Origin of the sequence: Bacillus sp. FSL R7-0672, assembly GCF_038601465.1 — a bacterium.
Classification (GTDB): Bacteria; Bacillota; Bacilli; order Bacillales; family Bacillaceae; genus Bacillus; species Bacillus pumilus.
In genome coordinates this window covers 1,875,313-1,888,352 of sequence record NZ_CP152010.1, presented here as the reverse complement: position 1 = coordinate 1,888,352, position 13,040 = coordinate 1,875,313, and the positions used below count along the sequence as shown (strand labels likewise).

At 47.4% G+C, this 13,040-nt stretch carries 6 protein-coding genes; 5 read left to right on the top strand and 1 reads right to left on the bottom strand.

What is annotated here, in order from left to right; genetic code table 11:
* Positions 1–311 precede the first annotated feature (311 nt).
* The 5 genes from MKY18_RS09335 to MKY18_RS09315 all read left to right on the top strand — a co-directional run bounded on the left by MKY18_RS09335 (position 312) and on the right by MKY18_RS09315 (position 5,704).
* A complete protein-coding gene (locus tag MKY18_RS09335) occupies positions 312–1,007 on the top strand; it encodes a DUF421 domain-containing protein (RefSeq protein WP_044141266.1) in 696 nt (231 codons plus the stop codon).
* Positions 1,008–1,099: 92 nt separating this feature from the next.
* Entirely contained in the window at positions 1,100–2,080 is a 981-nt protein-coding gene (locus MKY18_RS09330; RefSeq protein ID WP_106067062.1) for a pectinesterase family protein, read from the top strand.
* A 127-nt stretch (positions 2,081–2,207) separates the two neighbouring features.
* On the top strand, positions 2,208–3,692 hold the full coding sequence (dacB, locus tag MKY18_RS09325; RefSeq protein WP_065098162.1) for a D-alanyl-D-alanine carboxypeptidase/D-alanyl-D-alanine-endopeptidase: 1,485 nt from the start codon (positions 2,208–2,210) through the stop codon (positions 3,690–3,692).
* Between the two features lie 19 nt (positions 3,693–3,711).
* Positions 3,712–5,079 carry an MATE family efflux transporter gene (locus MKY18_RS09320; RefSeq protein ID WP_065098161.1) on the top strand — a complete coding sequence of 456 codons (1,368 nt, stop codon included), beginning with the start codon at positions 3,712–3,714 and terminating at the stop codon, positions 5,077–5,079.
* A gap of 64 nt (positions 5,080–5,143) precedes the next feature.
* Positions 5,144–5,704 carry a CatB-related O-acetyltransferase gene (locus MKY18_RS09315; protein ID WP_126741856.1) on the top strand — a complete coding sequence of 187 codons (561 nt, stop codon included), beginning with the start codon at positions 5,144–5,146 and terminating at the stop codon, positions 5,702–5,704.
* Positions 5,705–5,875: 171 nt separating this feature from the next.
* Here MKY18_RS09315 and MKY18_RS09310 read toward each other — a convergent pair whose 3' ends face one another.
* Positions 5,876–12,898, bottom strand: coding sequence for a hypothetical protein (locus MKY18_RS09310; protein WP_342497491.1), 7,023 nt, complete (start codon positions 12,896–12,898; stop codon positions 5,876–5,878).
* Positions 12,899–13,040 lie beyond the last annotated feature (142 nt).

Genomic DNA, 13,040 nt, shown 5'->3' with positions numbered 1-13,040 from the left:
TCCAATAGTGATCATGGCTTTTTATGATTCAGATATGGTTTGATTTACTATCACTTTTTCCCGCTCTAGTGGAGATGCAGCTAAAAGAACGAACTAAAGGCAGCGTGCTGGCTGAAGGAAGGGTGAGCTGATTGGAAAATCTATCTTTCATCAGGTAACGTTCAAGCACTAGATTTACGGGTATGTCAAAACGTGTGACATATTGGTTAGGAAGACGACGTTTTGATTTTACTGCCTTTGTATAACCGGTTTAGATCCTTCCTTTCATGTACATGCTGTAGATAAATGCAGTAAGAAAGGAAGGTAAGCTTGTGCCGTTTTTTAACATTTTGATTGAACTGTTTATCGGGTTTTTCGCCTTATTTTCTATTACAAAATTATTAGGAAAAACACAATTCGCACAAATCACGCCATTTGATTTTATTTCTGCGCTGATTTTAGGGGAAATGGTCGGAAACGCCATTTTTGACCCAGAAGTCAAGATTCAGCATATTTTGTTTGCTGTTGCGGTATGGGGCATTCTCATCTATACAGTTGAATGGTTTTCACAGCGCTTTAAAGGTATTCGAGCCTTTTTAGAAGGAAGACCGACACTTGTCATTGATCAAGGGAAGATTCACTACAATCGCTTGAAGAAAAATATGCTTGATCTCAATCAACTGCAGACACTGATTCGTGCGAAGGGTCATTTTGCCTTGAATGAAATTGAATATGCCATTTTGGAAACAGATGGATCGGTGAGCGTTCTTCCGAAAATGAAATACGCAACAGCCACCGCAGAAGATGTGAACGTGAAGGGAAAAGAAGTCAAATTGCCTAGAACGTTTATTATTGATGGTGAAATTTTAAAAAAAGATTTACAAGAAGCTGGCTTCGATGAAACATGGCTGAGTGAGCAATTAAAAAAGCAGCACATTTCTTCTTATCGAGACGTTCTATTTTGTGAATGGATTGAAAATGAAGGGATTTATGCAATGAAATATGAAAAGTCTAAAAAACATCCATAACATCTATAAGTGGGTGTTTTTTTGTGCGTATCATGAATAGGATCAAAAAGAATGTTTGAATGAAAACGTTCACAAAGAGGAGGAGATGTACGATGAAGTATGGAAAGGTATGGCTTGTAGTCGTCTTGTCTTTATTAATATTGAACTCAGTTTCACTTCAAGCAGCCGGACATCAGAATCAAACAAATCGCGTCCTTGTGGTCGATCAAAAGGGAAATGGCTCGTTTCGAACCGTTCAGTCTGCCATTGATACGATTCCAGTGAACAATCAACAGCGCGTAACGATCTATATTAAAAATGGTGTGTATAAAGAAAAAATCCTGCTTCCGCAAAATAAACCTTACGTGTCCTTTATCGGGGAAGACCAACACAAGACGATTCTGACGTATAATGATACAAATGCAAGTACTGGTAGCACAACAAATAGCTCAAGCACAATGATTCGTGCGAACGACTTTTACGCAGAAAATATCACCTTTCAAAATACGGCCGGCAGACATGCTGGTCAGGCGGTTGCACTATACGTGTTCGGTGACCGGGCTGCGTTCAAACAAATACGGGTCTTAGGCTATCAAGATACGCTTTATGCTACAGGTACAGGCCGGCAATATTATGAAAACTGCTATATCGAAGGCACGGTCGATTTTATTTTTGGATCAGCTACAGCCGTGTTTAAAAGAGCTGAAATAAAAAGTCTTGGAAATGGGTATATTACTGCAGCATCCACAACAGAAGCTCAAAAGTATGGATATGTATTCATCGATTCTACGCTCAAAAAGGGGACGGCTGCTGTTCAATCAGTTTATTTAGGACGTCCGTGGCGGCCTCATTCTGCTGTGACATTCCTCTATACAAAAATGGATGATCATATAAAGGCAGATGGATGGCATAACTGGGATAACCGTGATAACGAAAGAACAGCTAGATATAAAGAATACGGATCGACAGGGGCAGGAAGCAATTCGACAAACCGCGTAAAATGGTCCAGCATTTTAACGAAAAACGAAGCAAGTCAAATCACAGTGCAAGCTGTTCTTAGCGGAACCGATGGCTGGAATCCAGAAAAAAGGTAAAGAGCTTGTCAGTTTTCGTCAAAGAAAGCTGACTTTTCTGTTTAAAAAACCTTTGAGAACAAACGTTCTTTTGTGTATAATGAACATATTCTTCTAAAATTAGCTGCGACAAAAAAGGAGGGATTGGGTGAAGCGTTTTTCACAGATCTTGTTTTTACAAATATGCATCCTGTCGATTTTATTTCTCCCTTTTTCAGCAAAAGATGATCAACTTACAGCTCGTGACGACTCACTGCCGTGGGTGACAGCTTTAGATGAATTTATACGAACAGTACCTGATTTAGAGGGCGCGATCTCCGGCATCAGCGTCCGCGATACTTCTGACTCCTCTCTTCTTTATGAACATCAAGCCGATATTCGTCTTACTCCTGCTTCTAATATGAAACTGCTCACTTCAGCCATCGCTCTTGATATACTAGGAGAAACACACACATTTCCGACAGACATCTGGATAGATGGTTCTATTCAAAAGAAAACGTTACATGGCAACCTGTATCTTCGCGGCACTGGAGATCCGACTTTATTAGAAGAGGATTTTGCAAAACTTGCCAAACAAGTCAAAAAGGCTGGAATACATACAGTTCGCGGGCAGCTTGTGGCAGATGACACTTGGTTTGATGACACGAGATATTCCATTGATCTGCCGTGGAGTGATGAGGATCAATACTACGGCGCACAAATATCTGCTCTCACAGCTTCACCGAATCAAGATTATGATGCAGGAACCGTGATTCTCGAAGTAAAGCCAGGCAAAAAAGCAGGGCAAAAAGCGACCTATGACATGATTCCGAAGACTTCTGTCCCTCAAGTTATCAATCAAGTAAAAACCTTGCCAGAAGGAGGGGAAAAGAAGATTTCTTTTAAGCGCTCTCACGGCACAAACAAGATTACATTGACTGGAACCATTCCACTTAAAGCAAGTTCATCTAGACAATGGGTAGCATTATGGGAGCCGACGACCTATGCTTTAGACTTAATGAAACGAGCGCTAAAAGCTGAAGGGATTCAGGTGAAAGGACCACTCAAAACAAAACACGTTCCTAAAAAGGCTAAGAAAATCGCTTCCCATTCATCTATGCCTTTATCAAAGCTGCTTGTTCCCATGATGAAATTAAGCAACAACACTCATGCGGAAATTCTGCTAAAGGAGCTTGGCAAGCAGGTGAAGAACAAAGGAAGTTTTGAAGATGGGCTGGACGTGATGAATGAACGGCTTCCTGCTTTTGGCATGGATCCATCACTTACTGTGTTAAGAGATGGATCAGGCATATCACCTATTAATCTTGTCTCTGCAAACCAATTCACTTTATTTTTGACAAACATTCAACAGGAAAAATGGTTTAAGACCTATGAACATGCGCTTCCGTTAGCAGGGGCAAGTGACCGAATGGTCGGAGGGACGTTAAGGAACAGATTAAAAGAACCTGCTACACTAGAAAAAGTTCGTGCAAAAACAGGTTCATTAACTACGGTCAGTACACTTTCTGGATATATTGACACAAAGAGCGGAAAGACGGTCGCTTTTTCCATTTTATTAAATCATCTTGTTGATGACGAGAAAGGGAAAGAGATAGAAGACCACATTGTCAGCATTTTAGCTGAGAATCTTTAGATAGAGAAGGAGAACCATCATGACGTTAGATAACAATCAATCTTTAGTAAAAACCATGTCCATTTTTCTCGTCCCGCTTTTGCTTAGCAATATTCTGCAATCAATCGGACAACTTGTATCCATCGTCCTTGTCGGCAGATGGATTGGAGAGGATGCAGTAGCTGCCATTTCTGCATTCTTTCCGCTTTTCTTTTTACTCGTTTCTTTTTCCATCGGAATTGGATCGGGAAGTTCAATCCTTATTGGACAAGCGTATGGAGCAAAAAATGAACAAAGATTAAAAGAAATTATTGGCACAACACTTTCATTCACTTTTTTGATCGGACTTTCTTTAGCAATCATTGGAGGTTTTTTTGCAACAGATATCTTAAATCTCATGGGAACACCTGCGAATATCGTGGAGGAAAGTGCGGCTTATGCCAGAATTCTATTCATCTCAATGCCGATCTTATTTCTTTATTTTGTTTACACGACTTTCCTGCGAGGGACAGGGGATTCAAAAACGCCTTTTTATTTCTTAATGATTAGTACGGCAACGAATATTTTGATGCTGCCCATTTTATTATTTGGCTGGCTGGGGCTGCCGGCATTTGGTTTATACGGCGCTGCGTATGCTTCTGTGATATCAACAATTGTGACATTTATCATTCTACAAATCTACTTATATAAAACAAAACACCCGCTTCGCATCGATGCATCGGTTAGAAAGCATTTTTTAATGAAAGGGGATCTACTAAAAACATTATTAAAGCTCAGCATTCCATCGAGCATTAATATGATCCTTATTTCTTTATCAGAAATTGCTGTTATTTCCTTTGTCAATGATTATGGATCACAGGCGACTGCTGCCTATGGTGTTGTCAATCAAGTTGTGAGCTATGTGCAGATGCCGGCAGTAAGTCTTGGCATCGCGGTCTCTATCTTTGCAGCACAATTCATCGGCGCAGGGAATATCAACCGATTGAAAGATGTGATAAAAATCGGGTTAGGGCTCAATTTTGCCATAGGCGGATTCATTATTATCATTGTTTATCTTTTTGCACCTCAGATTTTATCTATCTTTTTAACAGATTCTAAGACGATCGACATTGCCTATAGTTTAGTCGTCATTACATTATGGAGCTATCTTATTTTTGGAACAGCCCAAATTGTCGCAGCCACGATGAGAGCAAGTGGAACAGTTTTATGGCCAACAATCTTTAGTATTTGCTCGATTTGGCTTGTAGAAGTGCCAGTCGCTTATGTGCTATCGCACTACACAACTCTTGGCATCAAGGGCATCTGGATTGGCTATCCTGCGGCTTTCTTTGTGAACTTACTCCTTCAATACGGCTACTATCAGCTCGTATGGAAGAAAAAACAGATTGTAGCGCTAGTGCAGTCATAATGTAAAAGTGTGAAGCAGCATATACATACGAAGATCTATCACTTTTAAGGAGGTATGATTTTCTATGTATTTGAATCAAAGAAGTGAACTGAACTTGTACAATATCGGTGATTTTTCTTATGCCGGACCAGATTTCCAAGTGCTAACGTGGGGGGAAGGAACGACATTAAACATCGGAAAGTTTTGTTCCATCGCAAACGAAGTCAAAATTTTCCTTGGCGGTGAACACCGTACAGATTGGGTCACAACGTATCCGTTTAATCAAATTTTCAAGGAAGCTGCCCACATTAAAGGACATCCGAAATCGAAGGGAGATGTACACATAGGGCACGACGTATGGATTGGGTATGGCGCGACGATTATGTCAGGAGTATGTATAGGGAACGGAGCAGTGATCGGAGCAAATAGTGTAATCACAAAAGATGTGCCGCCATATGCAATTGCCGCAGGAAACCCTCAGAAGCTAATGAAATATCGTTTTTCTTCTAACACAATTGAAAAACTCCAATCATTGGAATGGTGGAATCTAGAGTTTTCAAGCATACAGTCCATTTTTCAGCTCTTACAATCAAATGATATCGAAACCTGTATAAACGCAATAGAAGAAATAAAAATGAAAGGCTAAAGTAGCTTTTCCAGATTGTTGACAAAGGGCTGAAATGATCTTTATTTTAGCCCTTTGTCTTCTTTTCAATGTAATAGAAAACTAAGAAGGACAAGCACCGAAGCGCAAGACTGACAGCGAATGCGAGAGGTAGTATACGTCCTGAAAAAGCCCGAGATGGGCTTTTTGTATTTATTCCAATCGTATGATGGTTAATGCCGCTCCTACCGATCCTCCGCCAAGTAATACAACTGCTGCGATCAATCCGAATATTTGGAGAGAAAGTTGGTTACCTGCTACAAGTGTTGTGATGAGAGATACGTTGTAGCTAGACGCAGATAAAGCGGGCGTTAAAATAGATCCAGGAATGGCAGAACCGTTGTTAATCACCCTTGTTCCAGCAAGAAGTCCTGCACTTGCATTGACTTGATACGTGATGAAATACCGACCTGAGACAGGTACAGTAAACACCGTATTTCCACCACCTACTGTAAATCCATCTAAACTTTGATTATTGGGTAAAGAAACTGACGTTCCACCTAATACAACTAGTACTGTACTTCCCGATGTATTGGACGCGTACATCGAATTAGCAGTTAAACTGGTACCTGTTGCACCCGTAGGGCCAGTTGCACCAGTGATACCCGTTGCGCCAGTAATACCTGTAGCTCCAGTAATACCCGTTGCGCCAGTGATACCTGTTGCGCCAGTAATACCTGTTGCGCCAGTGATACCCGTCGAACCAGTGATACCCGTTGCACCAGTAATACCTGTAGCTCCAGTGATACCCGTTGCACCAGTAATACCCGTAGCTCCAGTGATACCCGTTGCGCCAGTAATACCCGTTGCACCAGTAATACCCGTTGCACCAGTAATACCCGTCGAACCAGTGATACCTGTAGCTCCAGTGATACCCGTCGAACCAGTAGGACCTGTTGGTCCCGTGCTGCCTGTAGCACCAGTAATACCCGTTGCGCCAGTAATACCAGTTGCACCAGTGATACCGGTTGCGCCAGTGATACCCGTGGTTCCAGTAATACCTGTAGCTCCAGTGACACCCGTTGCTCCAGTAGGTCCGGTTTCTCCAGTAATACCCGTTGCGCCAGTAATACCTGTCGCACCAGTGATACCCGTTGCGCCAGTAATACCTGTCGCACCAGTAATACCCGTTGCACCAGTAATACCTGTGGCTCCAGTAGGTCCGGTTTCTCCAGTAATACCCGTTGCACCAGTAATACCTGTGGCTCCAGTAATACCTGTAGCTCCAGTGATACCGGTTGCGCCAGTGATACCTGTGGCTCCAGTAGGTCCGGTTTCTCCAGTAATACCCGTTGCACCAGTGATACCTGTAGCTCCAGTGACACCCGTGGCTCCAGTAGGTCCGGTTTCTCCAGTAATACCCGTTGCGCCAGTGATACCCGTTGTACCAGTGATACCCGTTGCACCAGTAATACCTGTGGCTCCAGTAATACCTGTCGGTCCAGTAGGTCCGGTTTCTCCAGTGGTACCCGTTGCACCAGTAATACCTGTGGCTCCAGTAATACCTGTCGGTCCAGTAGGTCCGGTTTCTCCAGTGGTACCCGTTGCACCAGTAATACCCGTTGCGCCAGTAATACCCGTTGCACCAGCGATACCTGTAGCTCCAGTGACACCCGTGGCTCCAGTAAGGCCGGTTTCTCCAGTAATACCCGTTGCGCCAGTGACACCCGTGGCTCCAGTAAGGCCGGTTTCTCCAGTAATACCAGTTGCGCCAGTAATACCAGTTGCACCAGTAATACCTGTGGCTCCAGTGATACCCGTTGCGCCAGTAATACCTGTAGCTCCAGTGATACCCGTTGCTCCAGTGATACCCGTTGTACCAGTGATACCAGTTGCACCAGTGATACCCGTTGAACCAGTAGGACCTGTTGGTCCCGTGCTACCTATCGCACCAGTGAGACCCGTTGCACCAGTAGGTCCGGTTTCTCCAGTAATACCAGTTGCGCCAGTAATACCAGTTGCACCAGTAATACCTGTGGCTCCAGTGATACCCGTTGCGCCAGTAATACCCGTTGCACCAGTAGGTCCGGTTGCGCCAGTGGTACCCGTTGCGCCAGTGATACCCGTGGCTCCAGTAGGGCCGGTTTCTCCAGTAATACCCGTTGCACCAGTAGGTCCGGTAATACCAGTTGCACCAGTAGTACCCGTTGCGCCAGTGATACCTGTAGCTCCAGTGATACCCGTTGCGCCAGTGATACCCGTTGTACCAGTGATACCAGTTGCACCAGTGATACCCGTTGCGCCAGTAATACCCGTTGCACCAGTAGGTCCGGTTGCGCCAGTGATACCAGTTGCGCCAGTGATACCCGTTGTACCAGTGATACCCGTCGAACCAGTAGGACCTGTTGGTCCCGTGCTACCTATCGCACCAGTGAGACCCGTTGCACCAGTAGGTCCGGTTTCTCCAGTAATACCAGTTGCGCCAGTAATACCAGTTGCACCAGTAATACCTGTGGCTCCAGTGATACCCGTTGCGCCAGTAATACCCGTTGCACCAGTAGGTCCGGTTGCGCCAGTGGTACCCGTTGCGCCAGTGATACCCGTGGCTCCAGTAGGGCCGGTTTCTCCAGTAATACCCGTTGCACCAGTAGGTCCGGTAATACCAGTTGCACCAGTAGTACCCGTTGCGCCAGTGATACCTGTAGCTCCAGTGATACCCGTTGCGCCAGTGATACCCGTTGTACCAGTGATACCAGTTGCACCAGTGATACCCGTTGCGCCAGTAATACCCGTTGCACCAGTAGGTCCGGTTGCGCCAGTGATACCAGTTGCGCCAGTGATACCCGTTGTACCAGTGATACCCGTCGAACCAGTAGGACCTGTTGGTCCCGTGCTACCTATCGCACCAGTGAGACCCGTTGCACCAGTAGGTCCGGTTTCTCCAGTAATACCAGTTGCGCCAGTAATACCAGTTGCACCAGTAATACCTGTGGCTCCAGTGATACCCGTTGCGCCAGTAATACCCGTTGCACCAGTAGGTCCGGTTGCGCCAGTGGTACCCGTTGCGCCAGTGATACCCGTGGCTCCAGTAGGGCCGGTTTCTCCAGTAATACCCGTTGCACCAGTAGGTCCGGTAATACCAGTTGCACCAGTAGTACCCGTTGCGCCAGTGATACCTGTAGCTCCAGTGATACCCGTTGCGCCAGTGATACCCGTTGTACCAGTGATACCAGTTGCACCAGTGATACCCGTTGCGCCAGTAATACCCGTTGCACCAGTAGGTCCGGTTGCGCCAGTGATACCAGTTGCGCCAGTGATACCCGTTGTACCAGTGATACCCGTCGAACCAGTAGGACCTGTTGGTCCCGTGCTACCTATCGCACCAGTGATACCCGTGGCTCCAGTAGGTCCGGTTTCTCCAGTAATACCCGTTGCACCAGTAGGTCCGGTAATACCAGTTGCACCAGTAGTACCCGTTGCGCCAGTGATACCAGTTGCGCCAGTGATACCGGTTGCGCCAGTAATACCTGTGGCTCCAGTGATACCCGTTGCGCCAGTAATACCAGTTGCACCAGTAATACCCGTTGCACCAGTAGGTCCGGTTGCGCCAGTGATACCCGTGGTTCCAGTAATACCTGTAGCTCCAGTAATACCTGTAGCTCCAGTGAGACCCGTTGCGCCAGTAATACCTGTAGCTCCAGTGATACCCGTGGTTCCAGTAATACCTGTAGCTCCAGTAATACCGGTTGCGCCAGTAATACCTGTAGCTCCAGTGAGACCCGTTGCGCCAGTAATACCAGTTGCACCAGTAGTACCCGTTGCGCCAGTAATACCTGTGGCTCCAGTAATACCTGTCGGTCCAGTAGGTCCGGTTTCTCCAGTGGTACCCGTTGCGCCAGTGATACCAGTTGCGCCAGTGATACCGGTTGCGCCAGTGATACCCGTCGAACCAGTGATACCGGTTGCGCCAGTGATACCTGTAGCTCCAGTGAGACCCGTTGCGCCAGTGATACCAGTTGTACCAGTGATACCCGTTGTACCAGTGATACCAGTTGCACCAGTGATACCCGTCGAACCAGTAGGACCTGTTGGTCCCGTGCTACCTATCGCACCAGTGATACCCGTGGCTCCAGTAGGGCCGGTTTCTCCAGTAATACCAGTTGCACCAGTAGGTCCGGTTGCGCCAGTGATACCCGTGGTTCCAGTAATACCTGTAGCTCCAGTAATACCGGTTGCGCCAGTAATACCTGTGGCTCCAGTAATACCTGTCAGTCCAGTAGGTCCGGTTTCTCCAGTGGTACCCGTTGCGCCAGTGGTACCCGTTGCGCCAGTGACACCCGTGGCTCCAGTAAGGCCGGTTGCGCCAGTAATACCAGTTGCGCCAGTAATACCAGTTGCACCAGTAATACCTGTGGCTCCAGTGATACCCGTTGCGCCAGTAATACCTGTAGCTCCAGTGATACCCGTTGCTCCAGTGATACCCGTTGTACCAGTGATACCAGTTGCACCAGTGAGACCCGTTGAACCAGTAGGACCTGTTGGTCCCGTGCTACCTATCGCACCAGTGAGACCCGTTGCACCAGTAGGTCCGGTTTCTCCAGTAATACCCGTTGCACCAGTAGGTCCGGTTGCGCCAGTGATACCCGTGGTTCCAGTAATACCTGTAGCTCCAGTAATACCGGTTGCGCCAGTAATACCTGTAGCTCCAGTGATACCCGTTGCGCCAGTAATACCAGTTGCACCAGTGAGACCCCTTGCACCAGTAGGTCCGGTTTCTCCAGTGGTACCCGTTGCGCCAGTGATACCCGTTGTACCAGTGATACCCGTCGAACCAGTAGGACCTGTTGGTCCCGTGCTACCTATCGCACCAGTGAGACCCGTTGCACCAGTAGGTCCGGTTTCTCCAGTAATACCAGTTGCGCCAGTAATACCAGTTGCACCAGTAATACCTGTGGCTCCAGTGATACCCGTTGCGCCAGTAATACCCGTTGCACCAGTAGGTCCGGTTGCGCCAGTGGTACCCGTTGCGCCAGTGATACCCGTGGCTCCAGTAGGGCCGGTTTCTCCAGTAATACCCGTTGCACCAGTAGGTCCGGTAATACCAGTTGCACCAGTAGTACCCGTTGCGCCAGTGATACCTGTAGCTCCAGTGATACCCGTTGCGCCAGTGATACCCGTTGTACCAGTGATACCAGTTGCACCAGTGATACCCGTTGCGCCAGTAATACCCGTTGCACCAGTAGGTCCGGTTGCGCCAGTGATACCAGTTGCGCCAGTGATACCCGTTGTACCAGTGATACCCGTCGAACCAGTAGGACCTGTTGGTCCCGTGCTACCTATCGCACCAGTGATACCCGTGGCTCCAGTAGGGCCGGTTTCTCCAGTAATACCCGTTGCACCAGTAGGTCCGGTAATACCAGTTGCACCAGTAGTACCCGTTGCGCCAGTGATACCAGTTGCGCCAGTGATACCGGTTGCGCCAGTAATACCTGTGGCTCCAGTGATACCCGTTGCGCCAGTAATACCAGTTGCACCAGTAATACCCGTTGCACCAGTAGGTCCGGTTGCGCCAGTGATACCCGTGGTTCCAGTAATACCTGTAGCTCCAGTAATACCTGTAGCTCCAGTGAGACCCGTTGCGCCAGTAATACCTGTAGCTCCAGTGATACCCGTGGTTCCAGTAATACCTGTAGCTCCAGTAATACCGGTTGCGCCAGTAATACCTGTAGCTCCAGTGAGACCCGTTGCGCCAGTAATACCAGTTGCACCAGTAGTACCCGTTGCGCCAGTAATACCTGTGGCTCCAGTAATACCTGTCGGTCCAGTAGGTCCGGTTTCTCCAGTGGTACCCGTTGCGCCAGTGATACCAGTTGCGCCAGTGATACCGGTTGCGCCAGTGATACCCGTCGAACCAGTGATACCGGTTGCGCCAGTGATACCTGTAGCTCCAGTGAGACCCGTTGCGCCAGTGATACCAGTTGTACCAGTGATACCCGTTGTACCAGTGATACCAGTTGCACCAGTGATACCCGTCGAACCAGTAGGACCTGTTGGTCCCGTGCTACCTATCGCACCAGTGATACCCGTGGCTCCAGTAGGTCCGGTTGCGCCAGTAATACCTGTAGCTCCAGTAATACCGGTTGCGCCAGTAATACCTGTAGCTCCAGTGATACCCGTTGCGCCAGTAATACCAGTTGCACCAGTAGTACCCGTTGCACCAGTAATACCAGTTGCACCAGTAGTACCCGTTGCACCAGTAATACCTGTAGCTCCAGTGATACCCGTTGCGCCAGTGATGCCCGTCGAACCAGTAGGACCTGTTGGTCCCGTGCTACCTATCGCACCAGTGATACCCGTGGCTCCAGTAGGTCCGGTTTCGCCAGTGATACCCGTGGTTCCAGTAATACCTGTAGCTCCAGTAATACCGGTTGCGCCAGTAATACCTGTAGCTCCAGTGATACCCGTTGCGCCAGTAATACCAGTTGCACCAGTAGTACCCGTTGCGCCAGTAATACCTGTGGCTCCAGTAATACCTGTCGGTCCAGTAGGTCCGGTTTCTCCAGTGGTACCCGTTGCGCCAGTGATACCAGTTGCGCCAGTGATACCGGTTGCGCCAGTGATACCGGTTGCGCCAGTGATACCCGTTGTACCAGTGATACCAGTTGCACCAGTAATACCCGTTGCGCCAGTAATACCAGTTGCACCAGTAATACCCGTTGCGCCAGTAATACCTGTGGCTCCAGTGATACCCGTTGCGCCAGTAATACCAGTTGCACCAGTAGGTCCGGTTTCTCCAGTGGTACCCGTTGCGCCAGTGATACCCGTTGTACCAGTGATACCAGTTGCACCAGTGATACCCGTCGAACCAGTGATACCAGTTGCACCAGTAATACCTGTAGCTCCAGTGACACCCGTGGCTCCAGTAGGTCCGGTTTCTCCAGTGGTACCTGTAGTTCCAGTAGGACCTGTTGGTCCCGTGCTGCCTGTCGCACCAGTGGCACCCGTAGGACCAGATGGGCCTGCTGGACCTCTTCTTCCAATCGTATGCCTTGGGTCATTTTCTTCTTTTGCAATGTGACAAGGGTGATTAACTTGAGGAACGCTTTGTTTTGGGTGTTTTTGTTTAACAAATGGACAGTCTCTTCTTTGATGACGGTCATGACGTGATCTTTTGTAATGAGGCTGTTCATGATATTTACCGCAAAAGGGACATTTGTGATCGAATTGATTGTACAAATTGCCCATCTCCTAAAATTGATATTTCATTCTATGAGCAAATTTTTAAATTGGAAGTAAAACCTAGAAAATCATCATTTCGAAAATCATCGAATCAAATCATTTAAATGTTTGATGATTTTATGTTATGGTGTTGAAAGTA